Source organism: Alitabrizicola rongguiensis (assembly GCF_021491355.1).
Lineage (GTDB): Bacteria > Pseudomonadota > Alphaproteobacteria > Rhodobacterales > Rhodobacteraceae > Aliitabrizicola > Aliitabrizicola rongguiensis.
Genome location: NZ_JAKENF010000002.1, coordinates 1104551 through 1127924 on the forward strand (window position 1 = coordinate 1104551; position 23374 = coordinate 1127924).

17 protein-coding genes are annotated in these 23374 nt (G+C 61.1%); 9 read left to right on the forward strand and 8 right to left on the reverse strand.

Going from position 1 to position 23374, the window contains the following annotated elements; all coding sequences use genetic code 11:
• The first annotated feature begins 38 nt into the window (after positions 1–38).
• Together L0V05_RS11195 and L0V05_RS11200 are read left to right on the forward strand one after the other, a co-directional pair.
• Entirely contained in the window at positions 39–401 is a 363-nt protein-coding gene (locus L0V05_RS11195) for a hypothetical protein (RefSeq protein ID WP_234870449.1), read from the forward strand.
• A 95-nt stretch (positions 402–496) separates the two neighbouring features.
• On the forward strand, positions 497–937 hold the full coding sequence (locus L0V05_RS11200; protein ID WP_234870451.1) for a GAF domain-containing protein: 441 nt from the start codon (positions 497–499) through the stop codon (positions 935–937).
• A gap of 105 nt (positions 938–1042) precedes the next feature.
• On the opposite strand, the gene L0V05_RS11205 is transcribed toward L0V05_RS11200, so the two are convergent.
• The 5 genes from L0V05_RS11205 to L0V05_RS11225 form a co-directional block, all read right to left on the reverse strand.
• Entirely contained in the window at positions 1043–1198 is a 156-nt protein-coding gene (locus L0V05_RS11205) for a hypothetical protein (RefSeq protein WP_234870453.1), read from the reverse strand.
• Positions 1199–1325: 127 nt separating this feature from the next.
• Positions 1326–2843, reverse strand: a complete 1518-nt coding sequence (locus tag L0V05_RS11210) for a tripartite tricarboxylate transporter permease (protein ID WP_234870455.1) — start codon at positions 2841–2843, stop codon at positions 1326–1328.
• 3 nt (positions 2844–2846) lie between these two features.
• A complete protein-coding gene (locus L0V05_RS11215; RefSeq protein ID WP_234870457.1) occupies positions 2847–3341 on the reverse strand; it encodes a tripartite tricarboxylate transporter TctB family protein in 495 nt (164 codons plus the stop codon).
• Positions 3338–4279, reverse strand: a complete 942-nt coding sequence (locus L0V05_RS11220) for a Bug family tripartite tricarboxylate transporter substrate binding protein (RefSeq protein WP_234870459.1) — start codon at positions 4277–4279, stop codon at positions 3338–3340. The genes L0V05_RS11215 and L0V05_RS11220 overlap by 4 nt, the downstream gene beginning before the upstream one ends.
• Positions 4280–4469: 190 nt before the next feature.
• Entirely contained in the window at positions 4470–5558 is a 1089-nt protein-coding gene (locus L0V05_RS11225; RefSeq protein WP_234870461.1) for an ABC transporter substrate-binding protein, read from the reverse strand.
• A gap of 79 nt (positions 5559–5637) precedes the next feature.
• Here L0V05_RS11225 and L0V05_RS11230 point away from each other — a divergent pair, with 79 nt between their 5' ends.
• The 4 genes from L0V05_RS11230 (at position 5638) to L0V05_RS11245 (ending at position 10097) form a co-directional block, all read left to right on the forward strand.
• On the forward strand, positions 5638–6309 hold the full coding sequence (locus tag L0V05_RS11230) for a response regulator transcription factor (RefSeq protein WP_234870462.1): 672 nt from the start codon (positions 5638–5640) through the stop codon (positions 6307–6309).
• The gene (locus L0V05_RS11235) at positions 6306–7688 is read left to right on the forward strand and encodes a sensor histidine kinase (RefSeq protein ID WP_234870464.1); all 1383 of its coding nucleotides are present in this window, start codon (positions 6306–6308) and stop codon (positions 7686–7688) included. The genes L0V05_RS11230 and L0V05_RS11235 overlap by 4 nt, the downstream gene beginning before the upstream one ends.
• 346 nt (positions 7689–8034) lie before the next feature.
• A complete protein-coding gene (locus L0V05_RS11240; protein WP_234870466.1) occupies positions 8035–8973 on the forward strand; it encodes a zinc-binding alcohol dehydrogenase family protein in 939 nt (312 codons plus the stop codon).
• On the forward strand, positions 8970–10097 hold the full coding sequence (locus tag L0V05_RS11245; RefSeq protein WP_234870468.1) for a mannitol dehydrogenase family protein: 1128 nt from the start codon (positions 8970–8972) through the stop codon (positions 10095–10097). Before L0V05_RS11240 ends, L0V05_RS11245 begins: the two co-directional genes overlap by 4 nt.
• A 42-nt stretch (positions 10098–10139) precedes the next feature.
• On the opposite strand, the gene L0V05_RS11250 is transcribed toward L0V05_RS11245, so the two are convergent.
• Positions 10140–11066, reverse strand: coding sequence for a sugar kinase (locus L0V05_RS11250; RefSeq protein WP_234870470.1), 927 nt, complete (start codon positions 11064–11066; stop codon positions 10140–10142).
• A 32-nt stretch (positions 11067–11098) separates the two neighbouring features.
• Positions 11099–11872, reverse strand: coding sequence for an L-fucose dehydrogenase (locus L0V05_RS11255; protein WP_234870472.1), 774 nt, complete (start codon positions 11870–11872; stop codon positions 11099–11101).
• A 463-nt stretch (positions 11873–12335) separates the two neighbouring features.
• On the opposite strand from L0V05_RS11255, the gene L0V05_RS11265 reads away from it, so the two are divergent.
• On the forward strand, positions 12336–18338 hold the full coding sequence (locus tag L0V05_RS11265; RefSeq protein WP_264757842.1) for a calcium-binding protein: 6003 nt from the start codon (positions 12336–12338) through the stop codon (positions 18336–18338).
• A 308-nt stretch (positions 18339–18646) separates the two neighbouring features.
• Here the strand turns inward: L0V05_RS11265 and L0V05_RS11270 are convergent, their stop codons facing one another.
• Positions 18647–20011 carry a dicarboxylate/amino acid:cation symporter gene (locus tag L0V05_RS11270; RefSeq protein ID WP_234870474.1) on the reverse strand — a complete coding sequence of 455 codons (1365 nt, stop codon included), beginning with the start codon at positions 20009–20011 and terminating at the stop codon, positions 18647–18649.
• Between the two features lie 184 nt (positions 20012–20195).
• Between L0V05_RS11270 and L0V05_RS11275 the strand changes: the two genes are divergently transcribed.
• Together L0V05_RS11275 and L0V05_RS11280 are read left to right on the forward strand one after the other, a co-directional pair.
• Entirely contained in the window at positions 20196–21902 is a 1707-nt protein-coding gene (locus L0V05_RS11275; RefSeq protein ID WP_234870476.1) for a sensor histidine kinase, read from the forward strand.
• Complete coding sequence (locus L0V05_RS11280) at positions 21899–23236, forward strand: sigma-54-dependent transcriptional regulator (RefSeq protein WP_234870477.1); 1338 nt, start codon at positions 21899–21901, stop codon at positions 23234–23236. The genes L0V05_RS11275 and L0V05_RS11280 overlap by 4 nt, the downstream gene beginning before the upstream one ends.
• Positions 23237–23374 lie beyond the last annotated feature (138 nt).

Below are 23374 nucleotides of genomic sequence, written 5' to 3' on the forward strand. Positions count from 1 at the left end.
GCGGACTTGTCTTGATACGGAAAGAGGGGGATGACGACATGAGCAAGGCGATGATCGAGGCACTGTCGAAAAAGGCCGCGTGTGTGGGAGCTCTGGACGAAGGGACGCTCGCAGATGCAAGGGCAGTGTTGCAGCAGGTTTTCCCCAGAGCGAAACTCGAAACCGATCGGACAGCAGACCTCACGGAGACTGTTCTTCACATGGTCGATCAATGTCTGCCTCTGTGGACGATCCAGCTGACGGGGAAAGCGCACGAACCAGATGGCCACTGGCGTTGCACCTTGCGCGAAACCTCGTCCCGCGACAGCGACGAAGTGATCGGGATCGGCTCGGCCCCCACGGTTTCGATGGCTCTGCTCCGAGCCCTCCTCCGCGTTGCGTCGATGCAAGCCAGTTCCTAGGCCATTCGCTGGATTGCCAAGGAAGAACGCCCCTAGCGCAAGGAAATCCGGTCTGGAAAGATCGGAAAGAACCGTCCTTTCGAGAAGCGCGCCCGATGTCCGATTATACTGCTGCCGTCTTTGACTCCCTCTGCCAGCGGGCGGGGGTGATCCTGTTCACGGTCACCGTTGTTGACAGGAAAGCCGGGCTGGCGCGGCGTTGCTATTCGTCGCATCCGGAAGCCTATCCCGTGACGGGAACAAAGCCGATCGGATCGGACGCTTGGAGCATCCAAGTCCTCGAAAAGGCCCTGCCCTTCGTCGCGAACGACACCGCTGGTTTCGCCGTCTATTTTTCGGATCATGCCCTGATCAACTCGCTTGGGTGCGAAGCGGCATTGAACATTCCGGTTCTCAAGGACGGGGTTGTCGCAGGAACGGTGAACTTGCTCGACAAGGCTGGCCATTTCACACCGGCTCGCGTCGCCGAACTGCAAGGTCTCGTTCAGTCCGAAACGCCCCTATTGCTTGCAGCATTCGCAGCAACGGGTGTCTAGCGACGGCGCCGTCTCGAGGAAAAGCATGAAGTCCCGCGCTGCAGGCCAAGAGAGCTGCGCTTCCGCTTGCAGTCCAGCACGTGAGCAAGACAGGTCCGAAGCCGGTCAGAGACGGATACGGGCGAAAGCGTCCTGCGGCACGCCCAGGCGACGAAGATCGGCGGTGACTGGTTGGCGATGCGCTTTGGCTGCGGCGGACGCTGTGACCGCTGCACCGAAAACCATCAAGAGATTGAGGGCGGCGTGAAAGACCTGCGACATGTGAAGCCCCTTTCGAACATCGTATTGACGATGCTGGAAAGATTGGGTTGGCTGGCCCGACCGACAACAGGCGCCAGAGCAGTCCAGCCATGTCTCCATCGCATGGGATGAACCCCATGCGGGCTGACTAGTCCTCATCCCCCGCCAGTTGCGACAACACTTCACCCTTGCCGCTCTGGCGCAAGATCAGCGGCACGATGAAGGCCAATGCGGCGATGCCAAGAAGTATTGCCGCGATCGGAGACTGCACCAAAGTCATCCAGTCTCCTTGGCTGATCGACAGGGCCCGGCGCAATTGCTGTTCCGCCATCGGTCCCAGGATCAGCCCGACTACGACCGGCGCGATCGGATACCCAAAGAGCCGCATCACATAGCCCAGCAGACCGAAACCAAGCAGCATGCCCAGTTCGAAGGTCGAGGGGTTTGCCCCGATCGTACCGAGCGTCGCGAACAGCAGGATGCCGGCATAAAGCCAATGACGCGGGATTGTCAGCAGTCGGACCCAGAGGCCGATCAGCGGCAGGTTCAGGATCAGCAGCATGGCGTTGGCGATCAGAAGGCTCGCGATCAGGCCCCAGACGAGCGTCGGGTTCGTTGCAAACAGAAGCGGCCCCGGTTGCAGGCCGAATTGCTGGAAACCGGCAAGCATGATCGCTGCCGTCGCGCTGGTCGGAAGGCCAAGCGTCAAAAGCGGCACGAGTGTTCCGGCAGCAGAGGCGTTATTGGCGGCTTCCGGGCCTGCGACACCTTCGATCGCACCCTTGCCAAATTCCTCGGGATGCTTGGTCAGACGCTTTTCGGTCGCGTAGGATAGAAAGGTACCGATCTCGGCTCCGCCCGCCGGCATGGCGCCGATGGGAAAACCGATGGCGGTGCCCCGCAGCCAGGGTTTCCAGGACCGCGACCAGTCTTTCGCTGTCATCCAGACCGAACCCTTGACGGGGATCACCTCATCTGCCGCACGTGATCCAAGACCTGCGATTGCGAGCGCCTCGCCCACGGCAAACATGGCGACGGCGAGCGTCGTGACCTCAACCCCGTCCAGCAACTCTGGCACGCCGAAGGCCATCCGTGCCTGACCGGTCAGCTGGTCGATGCCGACGCAGGCAAGGCCCAATCCGATAAAGAGCGACGTGAGCCCGCGCAGAGTGGAATCTCCGAAGGCTGACGAGACGGTCACGAAGGCCAGCACCATCAGGGCGAAGTATTCGCGTGGTCCGAAGGCCAGGGCAGCCTTGACGATCCAGGGCGCCAGGAAGGCCAGGAAAAGTGTTGCGATCAGCCCGGCAATGAAGGAGCCGATTGCTGCGGTCGCAAGAGCTGGTCCGCCCCTGCCCGCCCGCGCCATCTTGTTCCCTTCCAACGCCGTGATGATCGATGAGCTTTCACCAGGCGTATTCAGCAGGATCGAAGTGGTCGATCCGCCATACATGCCGCCGTAGTAGATACCGCAGAACATGATGAGCGATCCCGCCGGGTCGAGGTGATAGGTCACCGGCAATAGAAGCGCCACAGTCAGCGCCGGGCCGATCCCCGGAAGAACCCCCACCGCCGTGCCAAGTGTCACCCCGATCAGGGCGTAAAGCAGCATTGCGGGCTGGAGAGCCGTTCCCAGGCCCTGGATCAGAAACTCGAAAGCGCCCATGGCTTAGCCTTTCGGGAAGAAGACACGTTCCAGCGGACCGGCCGGAAGATGCAGGCTTAGAAGTTGCGAGAAGACGGCCCAGACGAAGAAGGACAGGACGATGCCGATCCCAACCGTCAGAGCCAGGTTGCGCTTGCCAAAGCCGCGCGCGGTCAGTCCAAAGAGGAGACCCGTCGCGATCGAGAAGCCGGCAACGTTCAAGAGAAGAAGCTGGGCGACAAGGCCCCCGACCACCCAGAGAACCGGCCCGGCATGTTGTTCCGGCCGTTCGGGAAAGTCACCGCGCCAGGCCTCGGCTGCGGTCCAGATCGCCAGCCCGAGCAGGGCAAGACCGATGATCCGCGGCATGCTGGCCGGTCCAACGCCGGAATAGCCTCCCAGATCGGCCAGTCGCGCGCTGTCCCACAGCAGGACGGCGCCAAACAGCGCCAGACCCAGAGCGATGACCAGCGCCGCGCGGTCGGCGCGGCGCTGGTTGTTCTGATCGGCCTGGCTCATTTCACCAGGCCAATGGCTTTGAGCACGGCCTCGGTCGAGGCAATGTCAGCCGCAAGCTGTTCCTGGAAGGCGGGACCGGCAAGATAGGTGTCCGACCAGCCCTTGTCGGCAAGCTGCTTCTGCCAGGCTTCGGATTTCACCATCTTCTCGATGTCGGCCGAGACTTTTGCTTTCTGCTCGTCGGTCAGGCCCGGGGCTGCTGCGACCATGCGCCAGTTCTGAAGCTGGACGTCCAGCCCGGATTCCTTCAGCGTCGGGGCATCGACGCCCTTGATCCGTTCTGGCGCCGTCACGGCCAGCAAGCGCAGCGTTCCGGCTTTCACCTGTTCCTCGAACTCGCCGACGGACGAGACGCCCGCAGTTACCTGATTGCCGAGGATGGCGGCCAGTGCCTCGCCACCGCCCGAATAGGCGATGTAGTTGATCTTCGTCGGATCAACGCCCGCCGCCTTGGCAAGAAGGCCGACGGCGATATGGTCGGTGCCGCCCGCAGACCCGCCGGCCCAGCTGACTGCGCCGGGATCGGCCTTGAGCGCCTCGATCAGCCCGTTGATATCGGCAATGGGCGACGCTGCCGGGACTACGATCGCCTCGTATTCGCCGGTCAGGCGGGCAATCGGCGTAACATCGGCAAGCGTCACCGGAGAGGCGTTGGTCAGGATCGCACCGACCATGACGAAGCCGCCGACGATCAGCGCGTCGGGATTGCCGGCGGACTGGCTTGCGAACTGGGCAAGACCGATGGTGCCACCCGCGCCCGGAACGTTCTGGACCTGGACAGAGGGCGAGATGCCTTCGCCCTGCATCACCGTTTGCATGGTGCGTGCGGTCTGGTCCCAGCCGCCGCCCGGCGCTGCCGGTGCGATGATCGTGTAATCCGCCGCCGCAGGCAGGGCGGTCAGGCCAGCCATCAGGCCGGCAAGAATGAAAGTCTTCATGTTTTCCTCCGCACATGATCGCCCGCCGGTGAAGGCGTCGATCCGTCCTTGTTTCTTGCGATTGACCCGCGCCTCTCCCAAAGCGCGGATGCCTTGCCTGCCTCCACAGGCACAACACGTTTCCAGCACAGAAAGCTGTCACGGACCTGACATCCGACGCACTTCGCGAAAAAACAATCGGAAGACAGGATCAGTTCCCGGCCAGGGCATCATTCCAGCGATCGATCAGCCGCTTGCGCGTCGCCTGGTCGAGATAGGCCAGAAGACCGGGGCTGACGGGCACAGGACGCAGCTTCATCGTGCCGATGTCCATCGCGCCCCCGGAAGACCCGCCTCGCCCCGCCACCTCGAGGCTGACTGCAGGCAGCCGCAGCTCGCGAGACAGAAGGCTCTGCCCCTCGGGCGACATCAGGAAAGAAAGGAATTCGGCGCCAAGGTCGGGCGATGCTGCGGCAGTCGGCACAAGAGCCACACGCGAGACGACGACGGTGAAGTCCCTCGGCAGGACCAGTCCGACTTCGGGATGCTGCCTCGCGGCCTCCGCCACATATGAGCCGAGCAGGTTGTAACCGAAGATCAGCCGGCCGTCCGCGATCCGGTCAAGCAGGTCGCCCGAGGTGGCAAACTGCTGCACATCCGCCTTGCCAAGCGCTTCGACTACAGCCCAGATTCCCGGATAGAGTTCCTGATCACGTGCAAGAAACAGGTAACCCACCCCCGACTGGGTAATGTCATAGGTGCCGATCCGCGCGTGGACCCCTGCCGGATTCTCGCCCAGCCAAGCGATCAGATCGGCACGCGTATCGGGCACCTTCCGGCCGACAAAACTTGGCTTGTGATAAGCAAAAACTGCCGGTTCGAAGGTCAGCGCATAGGCCGTATCGCGCCAATTGGCCCAGGCCGGCCAGTCTGCGGTGTCGGGCGTCAAGACCGGTCGGGCATATCCGTCATTCGCCAGTTTCACCTGAAGGTCCATGGCCGAGGAAAAGGCGAAATCCGCTGTCTTCCCGCCAGCCCGGCTTTCCTTGACGATGCGGTCATGCAGCTCGCCGGTCAGCAGATCCTCGTAGCGCACAGCGATGTCCGGATGTGCGACCTGGAATGCCGCGACCAGTGGGGCCGCAAGATCGGTGTCCAGCGAGGAATAGACGACCATCTGCCGCGCCGCGCCCCCGGCAGGAGCAGGAAAGTCGGCCACCTCCCCCGACAGCGCCGATCCGGGCGCGACAAAGGCCGCGCCGATGACAAGAAGCAGAAAGCGAAGGTCCCCAAGGCACATGCCCGGCAGCTTGCAGCAGCACCTCTTGGTTCACAAGGTTGCTGACGCCCGTTAGGCTTGGACCCAAGGAGGGACCAGTTTGCGCATCCTGCTGGTGGAAGACAACCTGTCGCTTGCCGAGGGCCTTGCAGCCCTGCTTCGGCATACGGGCTATGCCGTGGACGTTGTAAATGACGGCGCCTCGGCCGAGGCTCTGGCAGCGGCGGAAAACTTCGACCTCGTTGTGCTCGACCTGAACCTGCCTCAGATGGATGGCCTGGAAGTGTTGCGCGCCATGCGGGCCCGCCGGAACGCCGCCGCAGTCATGATCCTGACGGCACGGGGCGCGCCGGAGGAAAGGGTGAAAGGCCTCGACCTTGGAGCCGATGACTACCTCATCAAGCCCTTTGACATCGGCGAGTTCGAGGCGCGGGTTCGATCGCTCCTGCGGCGGCAGGCGGGGCTCAAGACATCGACTATCAGTTTTGGCTCGCTGAGCTTCGATCTGACCGGCCGCAGCTTCGCCCTTTCGGATCAGCCGCTGGACCTGCCGGCGCGCGAACGGAGCCTGCTCGAACTCCTGATCCTGCGCGCAGGCAAGGTGGTGGCGCGGGAAGCCATCGTTCAATCCCTCACTTCGCTGGAAGACGAGCTTTCTGCAAATGCGATCGAGCAGTATGTCAGCCGCCTGAGAAAGCGCCTCGCCGCCTCCGGCCTCACTGTCAAGACCGCGCGCGGGATTGGCTATTTCCTCGACCGGACCGAAACGTGAGAGGCCAGCCGCTCTCGCTGCGAGCGCGCCTGCTTGCCTGGCTTCTGATCGCAACCGCCGTAATGGGTGCCGCCGCGCTGGTCGACACCTGGCGCGAGGCTGTGCGGACGGCCAACGATCTTGCCGACCGGGTTCTGGCGGGATCGGCGCTGGTGATCGCTGAACATGCCGGTCTCGACAGCGAGGGGAACCTTGCGATCGACATCCCCTATGGGGCACTCGAAATGCTCAGTTCCGCCGCCCAGGACCGCGTATTCTATCGCGTCGACGGGCCGACGGGCGAACTGGTCACCGGCTATGCCGATCTGCCGGTTGCCGAAGCTGCGCAAGGCGGCCCACCGGCGTTTGCGGACGGCCAATTGCAGGGAACGCCCGTGCGGGTCGCCAGCCTGGCGCGGGCGACATCGACCGGGATCGACGAGTTGCCATTCGTGGTGACGGTGGCCGAGACAACGGGCGCGCGACAGGCACTTTCACAGGCGATCCTTGTTCGATCGGCGCTCCGCCTGCTCGGGATGATCGCGGGCGCAGCCGCCATCGTCTGGATCGCGGTAACCTTGTCGCTGCGCCCACTCTACCGGCTGGGCGAAGCGATTGCGGAACGCAGCCCCGACGACCTTTCGCCCCTAGACACCGCTGTTCCCTCCGAGGTGAGGGCGCTGGTTGAAACGGAGAACTCCTTCATGGCCCGGCTCAAGGCTTCCCTTGATGGGCTGCGGAACTTTACTGGCAATGCCGGTCACCAGCTGCGTACACCCTTGACCATCGTCAGGACCCAACTCGCGCTCGCAGCCCGCGCCCCAACGATCGACGCCGCGCGAGATGCGGTCGCGAAGGGCGATGCGGCACTTGGCCATGCCGAAAGAGTTCTGGCGCAGCTCTTGCTGCTCGCAAGGGTCGATGCTGCAGGGGGAACCCGGCCGGCACTTGGTCTGGTCGACGCGACGACCCTCGCCCGCGACCTGACCGCAGAGCATATTCCGGCGGCGACCGACGCGGGGATAGACCTTGGATTCGAGTCAGAAGATCAGGCTCTCCCCCCGATCCGCGCCGAGCCACTTCTCCTGTCCGAAGCCTTGCGGAACCTTTTGTCCAACGCGATCCTTCACGCGGGCAAAGGCGCGGTCGTCACCGTCCGCCTGCGTCGTGACGGCAACGCGTTGTGCGTCGAGGTCGAAGACAACGGCCCGGGCATTCCTGCAGATACGCGTGGTGCCGTCACAACACGCTTCGAACGGGGCGCGACGCTTGGCCCGGGCATGGGCCTTGGCCTTGCCGTGGTGGTCGAGATCGCCGCGCTGTTCGGCGGCCATCTTGACCTAAAGGCGGGAGCCGGAGGAAAGGGCTTGTGTGCCTGCCTGCATCTGCCGGCGGCTTAGGCCGCGCGCACTTGGCACCGGGACATCGCCCACCAGTTCCCGAGCTCATTCAGTGGCGGGCTTCGCCATCCGGAGCCGCTTCGCCGGCCACCCAGTTGTAGCGCATGGATTCGTCATGCACTAAGATCGCAGACGGACCAGTCATTCGGGGCCGGCCAAGACATGCAAGCGGGATGAAATCCGCATTTCACCTAACGCAGCAGACCGAATTCTTGGGTGAATTCAGCATAAGGAGAATCGGCTTGGGAGTTTGGTCGTGCCCGCAACCATGAGATCGGTCGTCTGCGAGGCGCCTGGTCGGATCACTGTTCAAGAACGGACAAGCGCTCCCCTCCAGCCGGGCGAAGTGAAGCTGAGGATCAGGCGAGCCGGAATCTGTGGAACCGACTATCATATCTATTCGGGCCTTCATCCGTTCCTGACCTATCCAAGAGTGATCGGGCATGAACTGTCCGGAGTGATCGAAGCATGCCCGTCCGAGAGCGAATGGCAGGTCGGGCAACTCGTCGCGGTCAACCCGTACATTGCTTGCGGAACATGTCACGCCTGCCGGACGGGCAAGCCCAACTGCTGCATGAACATAGCCGTTCTTGGCGTTCACCGCGACGGCGGGATGTCGGACTTTCTGAACGTGCCGGAACGCAATCTTATCCGCGCAGACGGGCTTTCCGAGGATCAGGCAGCCTCAGTAGAATTTCTGGCTATCGGGGCCCATGCCGTCCGGCGCGGATCCGTCAGTGCCGGAACCCGAGCGCTGGTTGTTGGAGCCGGCCCAATCGGTATCGGCGCTGCAATCTTTGCACAGATTGCCGGGGCGAAGGTCACGATCGTGGACCAAGATCCAGACCGCCTTGCCCTGGTATCCTCTGCGATCGGAATCAAGGATGTCATCCGGTCGGAAGACAAGATCGCATCTCGGCTATCTGACGCGACCAATGGAGACGGCTTTGACGTGGTCTTTGATGCGACAGGAAATCAGGCGTCCATGGAGGCAAGCTTTTCCTATGTCGCCCATGGCGGCGTGATGGTTCTGGTGGGCCTTCTCAAGGCCAGGATCAGTTTCGACGACCCAGAGTTCCATCGCCGCGAGATGACGTTGATGGCCAGTCGAAACGCCACGCAAACGGACTTCGATCACGTCATCTCGGCAATCCGCGACGGACGGGCCGACGTCGATCGCCTTATCACACATCGCTCCTCGCTTTCGCAGGTCTGCGCGGACCTGCCGAGATGGGCCAAGGACAAGACCGGCCTGATCAAGGCCATGGTCTCTTTCGACGGATGAACCGCCGAATTCTTCAGTTCGGGACCAGCAGGTTTCTGCAGGCTCATGTGGATCTTTTTGTCCATGAAGCGCGCGAGGCCGGTCAGCAGATTGGTCCGATAACCATAGTGAAGTCCACCCCCGGAGCCGAACGCGCGGGACGCGTCCGTGCCTTTGCCGATCCTTCGGGATTTCCGGTGATCATTCGCGGCCTAGAGGCCGGACGAACGATAGAACGACAGGTAATGGTCAAGAGCGTTAGCCGTGCGATTGACGCCTCTTGCGACTGGCAACTGGTCGAGCGCATCTTCGCCGAAGAAACCGATATCGTCGTCAGTAACGTGGGCGAACTGGGCTTTTCGGTAGCAGACGAGGACAGGGACCCTGGCCTAGTCCTGTCAGGCGCGCCTCCTGCCAGTTTTCCCGCGAAACTCTTGCGCCTCCTTCGCAATCGCTACGACAGAGGCGCCGCTCCGTTGCTCATCCTGCCGTGCGAGCTTATTTCGAATAACGGCCAGGAGTTGCGCCGCATCCTGTTCCAACTCGGGCGCGATTGGAATGAGCGTCAGGATTTCCTCGATTGGTTCGCGCATTCCGTCACGATCTGCGACACACTCGTCGACCGGATCGTTTCGGAGCCCCTGGATCCCGTGGGGGCCGTGGCGGAGCCCTATGCGCTTTGGGCTATTCGGCGTGTTCCACAGTTTGTCGAGCCCTTCGCTCATCCCAGTGTCGTTTACACCGATGATCTCACCCCCTTCTTGCGGCTGAAGCTTCATATCCTGAATCTCGGACATACCTGGCTTGCTGCGCAGTGGCTGGATCAGCAGCGCAAGCCTGACGAGACCGTACGTGAAATGCTGTCAGTTCCGCGGATCCGGAATGGTCTTCTCACGCTCTATCGGGACGAAGTCATACCCGGGTTCTTCGCACACGATATGGGCGATCAGGCAGAAGCGTACGTTGTCCAGACTATGGAGCGGTTCGATAACCCCTTCCTCAATCACCGACTTTCAGACATCGCCCAGAACCACTCGATCAAGATCCAGAATCGGGTCCGGGCATTTCTGGATTGGGTGCATCAGTCCCAGCCTGAACTCTGGTTTCCGCAACTCGAGCGATTAGCGGAAGCCGGTCGAACATAGGCTCGCGTCCCGATTTCGGCTCTGGCGCTGGGCGATCTGCTGTCAACAACCGTCGGAGTACGCATTTCGAAGCTGCTGCATATCGCAGAGCGCACCCCGCTGCTGAACCACCCGCCCCGCAACAGACTGCGCCTTTCGCACTGCGTCCCGTATTCGTTCGCCGCGCAGGCGCGCTGCCAGATAGGCCCCGTTGAAACTATCCCCCGCACCCGTTGTGTCCACGACGCTTGCAGATGGCTGGACCGGAACAGCGCCTTCCAGGCACTTCTCATGGAAGAGGGTAGGATGTGTTCCATTCTTGACGATGACTTCGCCCGCTCCAAGAGCGTAGTACCGCTTGAGGGTTACCTCGGGTGTTTTGTCGCCAAACCCCGCCGCCTCGTCATCAAAGGTCGGCAGCAAGATATCGCAGACCGAAGCGGCGGCCGTGATTGTCTCTCGCATGACGGTCGCATTCTCCCAGAGGCGCGAGCGGATGTTGGGATCCATAGCGACACGGAACGGGCGATCGTCCCTCTGACCCAATACTTCGATAAGGGCCTTGCGGCGGTCGGGCTCAAGGATGGCGAGGGTGATGCCGGAGAGGTAGACCAGGCCAGCGGATGAGACAGCTCCTGCGATCCATTCCGGGTCGTCCGCCAAGTGGCGAGCGGCCGAACTGGACCGCCAATAGGTGAAGAACCGCTCACCGGTCGCGTCATTGGCGATCGTGTAGAGGCCCGGGATCAGTTTCGGGTGACGGGCAATCTGTCGCGTTTCGATGCCGGCCGATGCAATGAAATCTAACATCTGGTCGGAAATCCTGTCCGTCCCAATCATCGTCAGATAATGGACCTGCCATTCGGACGACAGGAGTGCGCGCATGGCCCAGGCTACGTTCATCGTGTCGCCCGCGAAGCCTTGGCGCCAAAGACCGTTGTCGCTCTGCTGCAACTCGACCATGCATTCGCCGATGGAGATCACTTGCATTTAGCGCCGCCTAGATTGTGCTTGATTGCTTTTCAAAGGGCGCGATCAAGATGAGTGTATCCACCGTCGACAAACAGCCATTGACCCGTCGTATGACCAGCCCGATTTGACAGGGCGAAAACCACCGTGTCTGCAATCTCGAAATCCTTTGTCATTCTGCGGCCAAGAGGAATGCGGGATGTAATCTCTGCAAGTTTGGCATCCGGGTCCTCGAAGGTCTTGAGCCAACGCGAATAAAGAGGTGTCATCACTTCAGCCGGAATAACGGCATTGACCCGCACACCAAATCGGGCCAAGGCAGCCGCCCATTCCCGGGTCAGTCCCAGTTGCCCAGCCTTGGCTGCCACATAGGCAGACGTATTGCCCTGGCCTGTCAACGCCGTCTTCGATGAAATGTTGACGATAGCCCCACGTGTTTGCTTGAGATCTTCAAGGAGCAGATGCGCCAAGGTGTAGTAATGGACCAGATTGCGATCGAGAGATGCTCGAAACTCTGCAGGACCGGCATCCAAGCCGATACCGTCATTTATCCCCGCATTGTTCACCAAACCATAGATGGGGCCCCATTTTTCTCTCGCTTCCGCGACTGCGGCGACGCACCGATCGTCGCGCGTTAGATCGACGCTCACCCAGCCCGATCTCGGGCTCAACGCCGCCAATTCTTCGAGGAAGGGCGGCTCCGGCGGCGTCCTCGCAAAGATGACAGGTACTGCCCCCTCCCGAGCCAGATTGAGCGAAATTGCTGCACCTATGCCGGCAGCACCGCCAGTCACCACAACGACCTTGTCGGTCAAGCCCAGATCCATCTTTCCAAGTCCTCGATTGCATGCCCGCGCCGCTCCACGGTCGCGTCTTCTCGCTTTGCCGCCTTCTCTTGCCGGACCACGGCATTCGAGGGGCGGCGACAGGGCTGCCGCGTTGAACACCCCAACCTGCGCAGATTGCCAGCATTCGGGTCTTTCTGCATCAAAACATTGATTGGAAGTGGCTTTTCCTCCGGCAACATGACCGCCGCTACAGAAACCCTGTCCCAACGCCTCAAACTGCGCACCATTCCTGTCCAATCAGCCCGGCAAGGTTCGATGGATCATTTCTCATCAGGCAAGAGAGCAGATCATCGCCTTTGGCCGAAGGACAACTCATGCAGTTCGACCAATGCCGGGCGGCCCGATCTGGGAATGGCAGGTGTGTATCAGCGTTTCAGCAAATGCTAATGTTGTGATACATTGATATTTTGTGAGTTCTCAATCCTCGGGGGGGGGCGGAGTTATGGATTTTATCGGCGGGAGCAGTGCGGAAGCAATCGATGGCACCGAAGACGGTGATTACATTGAAGGTAATGGCGGCAACGACACCCTGAAAGGCCTCGGAGGCGAGGACGACATTCTTGGCGGAAACGGTAACGACTCAATCTTTGGCGGAGACGAGGGCGACTACCTGATTGGAGGAGCCGGCAATGACACGATCGACGGCGGATCAGGTGGCGACGATGAAGACGAACTCGCCAACGACGAAGCACTATCAGGCGTCAACGTCAATCTTAGTACCGGAATTGCAACTGACGGGTTGGGCGGCACGGATGTCGTCAGCGAAATCGAACGGGTGCGCGGCAGCAGGTTTGGAGATTCCATCGTCGGTGATGACGAATGGAACAATATCATGGGCCTCGCCGGCAACGACACGCTCAATGGTGGCGGCGGAGGGAACCGGGTAGATTATATTCGAGATGATCGATATGGCGCCAAGCAAGGCGTAATCGTCGATCTTGGGACGGGCGTTGCGAGGGATGGATTCGGCAACACGGATACCTTGCTGAATTTTGCAGATGCCCGCGGCTCTGTTTTCTCTGACGTGTTGCGCGGCAATGGTGGCAACAACACCCTACAGGGCCGTCAAGGCAATGACAGCTTTGTCGGACGAGGCGGTGATGACAATTTTCGTGGCGGCACCGGAAGCGACACTTTCGATGGCGGCACGGGCTGGGATCGGGTCGACTACTTCGATGATGGCGAAGGCAACGGCACCAGAGGGATCCTCGTAAACCTTGCAACCGGAACCGGAATCGACAACTTCGGCTTCGCCGAGAAGTTCATCTCGATCGAGGCCGTCAATGGATCGATCTTCAACGACTCCGTCTATGGCGGAGCCGGAGATGAGGAGTTTTTCGGCGACGAGGGCAACGATTCCCTGATCGGGAACGGTGGGAACGATTACCTCGGCGGCTTCTACGGCAACGACACACTCAATGGAGGAACCGGCGAAGACTACATCGAAGCCGGGGCAGGTTTTGACGTTGTCTACGGAGGTGCCGACTGGGACACGATGTCCTACAAGGACGACGGCGACGCCGCGACAGGTATCTCGGTTGTGTTTTCGTCGGCCACAGCGGGCTCCATCCTCGACTGGTCAGGCTCGACTGACGTCTTCTCCGGCATCGATCGGATCCGCGGCACTGGCTTTGACGATGTCATGACCGGCGCAAGCGGGGCGCAGAATCTGTCTGGCGAAGGCGGGAACGATTCACTGTCTGGCGGTGATGACGACGATGAACTGGAGGGAGGATCCGACAACGATTCACTCTTTGGTGGCAATGGAGATGACCGGTTCACCGGGGGATCCGGCACAGACTTGATCGATGGTGGCACCGGTGACCGCGACAGAGTGGTTTACTCGAACGACGCCGAAAACGGGGGGAATTCTGGTGTCACCGTCAATCTGTCTACCGGGACCGCCAAAGACGGCTTCGGAAACACCGATACGCTCATCTCGATCGAGTTGGCCGAAGGCACGGATTTCAATGACCGTCTGACCGGAGACGGTAAGGACAATGACCTTATCGGCTATTCCGGCAACGACACGCTGATTGGCGGTGGAGGCAACGACTATATCGAAGGCGGAGATGGCAACGACCAGATAGATGCATCGGGAACCAGCGAGATCTGGGGCGATTACATCAAGCCCGGCCTTGGCGCCAACACGATCATCGGCTCGGCGTCGCTGTTCAATGTTCAGGATGACGGGATCGACATCAGCTATTCCGATCTGCGCAGTGTTGGCGGTCTGACGATCTCCGTTGGAGCTGATGGAACCGGGACGACCAAATCTGGCTTTGCGGGTCTGGTAAACGACACCTTCACTTACGCACATTTCTTCGAAGGGTCCCAGGACAACGACATCATCTCGTCGATCGACGAGGCGGTGGATACTTGGCGTTTCGAAGGGTTCACCGGCCATGATGGCGCAGACACGATTATCGGCGGAGCCAATGGATTTGACCGGGTTCAGTACCGCAACGAAGAGTGGGACAACCCGAACCTGAAGGGCGTGAACGTCAATCTGACGACCGGCGTCGCGATTGACACTTATGGCAAGGCAGACCTCCTGATCGGCATCGAGGCGGTCCAGGGAACGCGTCTGGCCGACAAGTTTACCGGACTGGCAGGCGCGGGCTGGATCGAGTTCGAAGGGCTTGGCGGTGCCGATACCATGGTCGGCACCAGTGGTTTCGAAGTCGCTGCTTACCGGAACGATGCAAACGAAGGCGGAACCCGCGGGATCGTAGCCAATCTTGCGACCGGCACCGTGGTTGACGGCTTTGGCGCGACCGACAAACTGACCTTGATTGATGGCGTCTCAGGTACGGAGGTGGCTGACACCATCACAGGGAACGGCTTGCAGAACTGGCTCTCCGGTAGAGGTGGGAGCGATCGACTGTTCGGCGGAGCAGAAGACGACTTGCTCAGAGGCGATGATGGCAGTGACCTGTTACGCGGCGGAGTCGGTCGCGATGAACTCAACGGCGGAGACGGCTTCGATACAGCCGATTATGCCGACGCAACGGTCGGTCTTGTTGCCAACCTGTCCGACAGCGGCCTGAATACTGGCATTGCCATCGGGGATACCTTCATCGAGATCGAAGCGCTGACCGGTGGCATTGGAAACGATACGCTTACGGGGAACGGCGAGGCAAACCGACTGACCGGTGGCGCCGGCAATGACGTGCTCGACGGCGGTATCGGTGACGACACCATGGTCGGCGGAGATGGCAGCGATAGCTACTTCGTCGATAGTACCGGCGATGTCGTTTCGGAAACCAACGCGGCTGCCGCAACGGGTGGCACAGATTTGGTAAACTCCTATCTGGCGGCCTATTCGCTTGGCACCAACGTCGAGAATGGACGCATCATGTCTGCCGGTGTGGCGAGCATGACCGGGAACGGCCTGGGCAACACGCTCTTTGCGGGTGCCGGCGACAACGTGATGAACGGCGGCGCGGGAATCGACACGGTTTCCTATTCCGCCGCATCCGGTCCAGTGACTGTCAGCCTTGCGGTAACGACAGCGCAGGCAACTGGCAATTCAGGTTTGGATACCCTCCTCAGCATCGAGAACCTGATTGGGTCCGCCTTCAGCGACACGCTGACCGGTAATGGTGGCGCGAACCGCATTACCGGCGGGGCAGGCAGTGACACACTGAATGGCGGAACTGGCGCAGACACGATGGTGGGCGGCGATGGAAGTGACGCCTATACTGTCGACAACGTCGGGGACGCCGTGTCTGAAACCAATGCCAGCAGTTCAACTGGTGGTGTTGATCTCGTCAACTCGTTCCTCTCGGCCTACACGCTCACGGCCAATGTCGAGAATGGCAGGATCCTCTCTGGTGGAGCGGCGAACCTGACGGGCAACGCCCTCGGCAATACCCTGTATGCCGGGTCGGGCAACAACATCCTGAACGGTGACGCAGGCACCGATACTGTATCCTATATCTCTGCAACGGCGGGTGTGCGGCTGAACCTCGGATTGACAACTGCCCAGGCGACCGGAGGATCAGGTACAGACACGCTCGTTGCCATAGAAAATATCGAAGGGTCGAACTCGAACGATACGTTGACAGGGAACGCCGGCGGAAACCGGCTTCTCGGCCTTGATGGGAATGACGCCATCAATGGTGCCGTCGGCAACGACACGATGATTGGCGGCAATGGCAGTGACAGCTATACCGTCGATAGCATCGGAGATGTCGTATCCGAGACCAACAGTGACTCCGTCACTGGCGGGACCGACACCGTAATGTCCAATCTCGCAGCCTACACGCTTGGCGCCAACGTCGAGAATGGACGCATCTTGTCTGCCGGTGTGGCGAGCATGACCGGGAACGAGTTGAACAACTTGCTGACCGCAGGGGCCGGCAACAACGTGTTGAATGGTGGCGCAGGCAGCGACGTCGCGTCCTACTCTACGGCTAGCGGCGGGGTACGGCTCAATCTCGCGATCACTACTGTGCAGGCGACCGGTGGATCCGGAGCGGACAGGCTGATCGACATCGAGCATCTCACCGGCTCGGCCTATAGCGACACGCTTACAGGCTCGGGCGCAGCCAACCAATTGATCGGCGGTGCCGGCAACGACGTGCTCGACGGTGGCGCTGGCGACGACACCATGGTCGGCGGTGACGGCAGCGACATCTACTTTGTCGATAGTGCTGGCGATATCGTTTCGGAAATCAACGCGGTAGCGGCGAGTGGCGGCACCGATCTCGTGAACTCCAGCCTTGGCGCATATACCCTCGGCGCCAACGTCGAGAATGGGCGGATCTTGTCAGGCGCCACTGCCAACATCACGGGCAATAGCCTTGCCAACACAGTCTTTGCGGGTGCCGGCAACAACACGCTCGACGGTGACAGCGGGTCGGATACGGCTTCCTACATCTACGCTGGGTCGGCCGTGACGGTATCTCTTGCGGTGTTGGGGGCGCAGGCGACTGGCGGCTCGGGCTCGGATACGCTTGTGGATATCGAACACCTTGCAGGTTCGGGCTTCAACGACTCGATTACCGGCAATGCTGGTGACAACCGTCTGGTTGGAAATGGCGGCAACGACACGATCGACGGAGGAGCAGGCGCCGACACGATGCTGGGCGGCGATGGCAGCGACACCTACACAGTCGATAGCGTTGGCGATGTCGTAACCGAAACGAACGCCGTGGCCGCAACCGGTGGCATCGACCGGGTCAATTCGCTGCTTGCGAGCTATACGCTTGGCGCCAACATCGAAAACGGCGTGATCCTTTCTGCCGGGGTCGCCAACCTGACTGGCAACGACCTTGCAAACACCCTTTCTGCAGGGGCCGGTGACAACGTCATAAATGGAGGCAACGGGGTCGATACCGTCTCGTACTCCACGGCCTCGGGTGGAGTTGCGATTAACCTTGCTTTGACCACAGCACAGGCGACAGGCAACTCGGGATTGGACCGGGTCATCAACATCGAAAACGCTGTTGGCTCCGGGCACAACGACGCCTTGACTGGCTCTGGCGCGGCGAACCGGCTTACCGGCGGAGCCGGCGACGACACGTTGAATGGCGCCGCAGGGATTGACACCATGGTCGGCGGGGACGGCAGCGATCTCTACTTTGTCGATAACGTCAGTGATGTCGTCGTGGAGAGCAGTGCCATTGCCGCGGTCGGCGGGACCGACCGGGTCAATTCCTTCCTGGCCGCATACACGCTCGGGGCCAACGTCGAGGAAGGCCGGATCGCTCTGGGCGGAGCTGCTAACTTGACTGGAAACGGCCTGAACAACCTGTTGATTGCCGGAGCCGGCAACAACATCCTGAACGGGGCCGCAGGCAGTGACACCGTTTCCTACACCACCGCCTCAAGCGCAGTGAAAGTGAACCTAGCCATTGCGGCGGCCCAGGCAACGGGGGGCTCAGGGACGGACACCCTTATCAGCATCGAGCACCTGACGGGATCGTCCTTCAACGACAGCCTGACGGGCAATGCAGGTGCCAATCAACTGACTGGCGATGCAGGCAATGACACACTCGACGGTGGGATTGGCAACGACCTTCTGAAAGGAGGATCGGGCCTCGACCTACTCAAGGGCGGCATCGGCAACGATACGCTGGCGGGGGGCGATGGGAACGATGTCCTCTTCGGCAGCGATGGCGACGATACCTTCGTGTTCAATACTGCGCTCGGGCCGACCAATGTCGATACGGTTCAGTCCTTCGACCCTGGCCATGACCATTTCCAGCTCACCCGTGACGGCGTGTTTGCGGGACTGGCGTCGACGGGACCGTTGGATGACGCCGCCTTCGCGCTCGGTGCAGCCGCAACAACTGCCGACCACAGGATCCTGTACGACGCAACAACGGGATCGCTGCTCTATGACGCAGATGGCGTTGGTGGCGTAGACGCGATCAAGTTCGCAAACCTGACCAGTCCTCTCGGCAGTCCTACTGCGGATAACTTCGACATAATCTAAAGGGGAACAGGAAAGCGGCTGCCCGAAGGGCCAAAGCGTCCGACTGCCGGTTTGCGGGATCGGTCCTCGTTCGTCTATGGGGGCGCCGCACCAATGGCGTCCCATCCATGGCAGGTTGCCGGGAACACATCCAAAGCTGCCGCGTCGGACTGTCTGGTCAAGCCTGACCTTGGACCGAAAAAGTCTGCCCCGGCGAGGAACCGGGGCAGACAATTGCATCAGGCGAAGAGCGCGTCTGGCGCCGTGGGCAACCAATCCGACCCCTCTTTCGATCGGACTGGTGCCACCAGTTCCCCTGGCGCCCCGGATCAATCAGCGCTGGCTTCGCCGATATTCAGTCCGGCTGGGGCAACGGCCAGATTGGTCACCGGGCGGACTTTGCCGAACGGGCGCCCACCAAGTGCCGCCTCAAGGCGATCTTGGTCCAGCGCGCCTTCCCAACGGCTGACCACGATCGTGGCCACGGCGTTGCCGATGAAGTTAGTCAGCGAACGGCATTCCGACATGAACCGGTCGACGCCCAGGATGATCGCCATGCCTGCCACCGGGACCGACGGGACGACTGACAGAGTAGCGGCAAGGGTGATAAATCCCGCGCCCGTCACGCCGGCGGCACCCTTGGACGACAGCATCGCCACAAGCAGAAGCAGGATCTGGTCCTGAATGCTCAACTCGATGTTGGTTGCCTGTGCGATGAACAGCGCGGCAAGGGTCATGTAGATGTTGGTGCCATCGAGGTTGAAGGAATAACCCGTCGGCACAACCAGCCCAACGACAGACCGGCGGCAACCGGCTTTTTCCATCTTCTCCATCAGCGAAGGCAGTGCGGATTCGGACGATGACGTGCCAAGGACAAGCAGAAGCTCAGCCTTCAGATAGCCGATCAGCCGGAAGATCGAGAAGCCGTTGAACCAGCAGACTGCTCCAAGGACAACAACCACGAACAGGAGCGAGGTCAGATAGAAGGTCCCGACCAACGCGGCGAGGTTGACGACCGAGCCGATGCCGTACTTGCCGATCGTGAAGGCGAAGGCGCCGAAAGCCCCGATCGGTGCCGCCTTCATCAGGATGTCGACCACCCGGAACACGGCAGCACCGGCGGCCTCGAACAGCGTGATGATCGGCTTTGCCTTGTCGCCGATGAGGATCAGCGAGATCCCGAAAAGGATCGCGACGAACAGCACCTGCAGGATGTTTCCTTCAACAAAGGCCGAGGTCATCGTCGTGGGAATGACGTCCATGAGAAAGCCAGTCAGCGTCGTTTCATGGGCCTTTTCGGCATATGACGTGATCTTGGCAGGATCCAGGGTAGCAGGATCGATGTTCATCCCTGCTCCCGGCTGGACGACGTTCGCAACCACCATCCCCACGATCAGGGCAAGGGTCGAAAAGAACAGGAAATAGGCGAAGGCCTTGCCCACGACCGATCCAACACCGCGCAGCGAGGTCATCCCGGCAAGACCGGTCACGATCGTCAGGAAGATCACCGGGGTGATGATCATCTTCACAAGCTTGATGAAGGCGTCACCAAGTGGCTTCATCGCTTCGCCGACGCTCGGCCAGAAATGGCCAAGAAGTGCGCCAGCGGCGATAGCCACCAGAACCTGAAAGTAGAGATGGCGGTAGAAAGGACGCGCCACTGCGCCGCCGGACGCGGGTAGGTCGAGTTGCATGATTTCCTCCTCCAAGGATCTCGTGACGAGAACGTGACGGAAAGACTACCAAATGCCTTGGAGCCGAGCCTGAAACCGGATTGGACACCCAACATGTTGATTCATTGGGAAATGAATTGATTGAAGATGCTCATTCTGTGTGGATAATCGCACAAATATCCTTACTGAGTGCGGAATATTGCATATGGACGGAAGCAGCATGCCAAGCTCGCCAGATGAGTCCTTCCTGACGGGCCTGGCGTCCCGGCATCTTGGCCTGATCCGCCTCATCTCGCTTTGCCTGGTAGTTTCTGGCGCAATTGCCGCCTACCTGCTGGCCCACCAAAGCCAGCTACAGCGCATCGAAACCGAGGCCCTGTCGAGCGCCCAGTCACGGGCCCAATCGCTGGAAAGCATCCTGTCCCAGCAGCGGGCGGTGGCAGCAATCCTGTCTGACGATGATTTGGTCCGGGACGCCTTGCGCGGCTTGAGCTTCAGCGAGCATGAGGCAGTCTCGATCAAGCTCGACCGGATGCGGGCAGACACGCAAAGCTCGGTCATCTATGTTCTCGATCGTGACGGGGACGCGATCGCCGCTTCGAACTGGGACGAGCCGGATTCCTTCGTCGGGGTCAATTACAGCTTCCGCGACTACTTCACCAAGGCGTTGCGTGATGGCACGGCAATGCAATTCGCGCTCGGCACCGTCAGTCACCGGCCCGGTCTCTATCTTTCCCACGATGTGACCGGCCCCGAGGGCGTGCTTGGGGTGGTCGTTGTTAAGACGGAGTTCGACAAGCTTGAATCTGCCTGGGCCATTAGCGCCGACCAGACCTTCGTCACCGGAGCGGAGGGCGACGTCATCCTTTCCAGCCGGCCTGAAACGCGCTTCCGGCCGGCGCAGCCCTTGGCCAGCAACGAGTTGGCAGTCGCCCGTCCCATTGCCTTGACCCCATGGACCCTGCACGTGGTGACCTCGACTGCCTCCGCCCGCCAGTCCGACCTGATTGCAGCACTCGGCGCCGGCTCACTGATGTTTCTTGCGGCCTTTGGGCTGGACAGGACGCTCCTCGGTCGCAGGCGCGCACTTGCCCGCGTCCGCGCCGAAGCAAACCGTCGCCTCGAGCTTGAGGCGGCCGTAAGGGAACGGACCAAGGACCTGCAAGACGAGATGGCCGAACGCCGTCGAGCCGAGCAGCGGCTTGCCGGAATGCAGGCCGACCTCGTTCAGGCCAACAAACTCGCGACGCTTGGCCAAGTGACAGCAGGTCTTGCGCACGAGATCAACCAACCGCTCGCGACGATCCGTCTTCTCGCAGAGAACGCCCAGGCCATGCTACCCAAACGCGTGGCTCCGGATGTCGTGGAGAACCTTGGTTCGATCGTTCGGATGAGTGACCGGATCAGCCAGATCACGACCGAACTGCGGGGCTTTTCCCGTAAGGCAACTGGAGAGATCCGGCCGGTGAAGCTGCGCGATGCGATCGAAGCCTCGGTCCTGCTGACGGCGAGCCGCAGGCGCGTCGAAGGGGCGCAGATCGTCTTGCCCGACATCCCGCCAGACCTGACGGTGATAGTCGAGGCGGTCCGGCTGGAGCAGGTTCTCGTCAACCTTATCCAGAACGCGCAAGAGGCTATGGCGGGTCAGGCAGATCCCCGTATCACTCTTGGTTTCACCAATTTCGGGGAAAGGGTCGAGCTTTCGATCACCGACAATGGGCCGGGACTTTCGCCCGAGATCGTCTCGCAACTCTTCATGCCATTTGCGACGAGCAAGCCCGATGGCCTTGGATTGGGTCTGGTCATTGCCCAGGGGATCATGCGCGACTTCGGTGGCGACCTGCGCGCCGATCCGTTCGCCCCCGGACAGGGAGCAACCTTCCGCATCGACCTGCCGAGGGGTCCGAAATGACTCCGGGTGGGACAAAGGTCAGGATCGTCGATGATGAACCCGACCTCTTGTCGGCGCAGGTGCAGACCCTTCGACTTGCCGGCTTCGAGCCCGAGGCCTTCACCTCGGCCCAACCCGCATTGCAGGGCCTGTCGCCCGATTATCCAGGCGTGATCCTGACAGACGTACGGATGCCCGGGATGGACGGGCTAGAGCTCCAGCGCCGGATTCAGGCTCTCGATCCCGAACTGCCCGTCATCCTGCTGACCGGGCACGGCGACGTGCAGATGGCCGTTGCCGCGCTAAAGGCAGGCGCCTGGGATTTCCTGACAAAGCCCGCCGGCGCCGACGAACTTGCGGCTGCCCTCAGGCGTGCCTCGCAGTCCCGGGCGTTGGTCCTCGAGAACCGCCTCCTGCGTGAGGGATTTGCCGCTGCTTCAGGCGAAGACCCGTTCCTCTGGGGCAACAGCCCCATCGCCACGCATCTGCGGCAGACGATCGACCGCGTCGCCGAGACCGGAGTGAACGCATTGATTATCGGCGCGGTTGGATCGGGCAAGGAGGCCGTTGCACGCGCCCTGCATGCCAAGGGGAACCGCCGATCGCGCCCCTTCGTGCACGTCATCTGCGCTGCGCTTGATGCCTCGCGTTTCGATGCAGAATTCTTCGGTCAAGCAGGTCTTGGAAACCGTGCGGAACGCATTCCGGGTCTTCTTGAAAAGGCGCAGCGGGGGACGCTTTTCTTCGATGCGATCGACACGCTTTTGCCGGCTCTGCAAGCGCGGCTGCTGTCCATCCTTGGTAGCACCGAGTTCCTGCCAGCCGGAGCAACATCCCAGCGGCCCCTCGATGTTAGGATGCTCGCCTCGACTTCGACCGATCTTCCGGCGCTGGCATCCCGTGGCGATTTCCGGTCCGACCTCCTGTATCGCCTTTCCGGCGTTTCAATCCATGTTCCGCCACTTTCGGCCCGGCGTGAGGATTTGCAGGGTATCTTCCGACGCCTGCTGATCGACATCAGCCGCCGCCAGGGTCTTCCCGTGCCAACGGTCTCGGCAGGGGTGCAGGCCAGGCTCGACAGCCATGATTGGCCGGGAAACCTGCGCGAACTGCAACAGTTCGCCGAGGCCGTGGCCATGGGGCTCGATCCGGTCCCCCTATTTCGTGACGAGAGCATCGACGCACGGGCAAGCCTCGCGGCTCAGGTGGCCGAGTACGAAGCCGCGCTGATCCGATCGGTATTGCGGCAGACCGGCGGATCGGTTGTGGAGGCATTGCAGCTTCTGAAGATTCCGAGGAAGACGCTTTATGACAAGATGGCCCGCCATGGCATTGACCCCTCTGTGTTTCGATAAGGCATAACCGAAGGCGGGACGCCACCAGTTCTTCCGGTAACCATGCGAAAGACTACGGGGCACGCCATTGAATTGGTCGCCTAAACCGCGCGAGCAGACGCGCACGCGAGCCATTGCTTGCGGCGCGTCTGTCTCGCT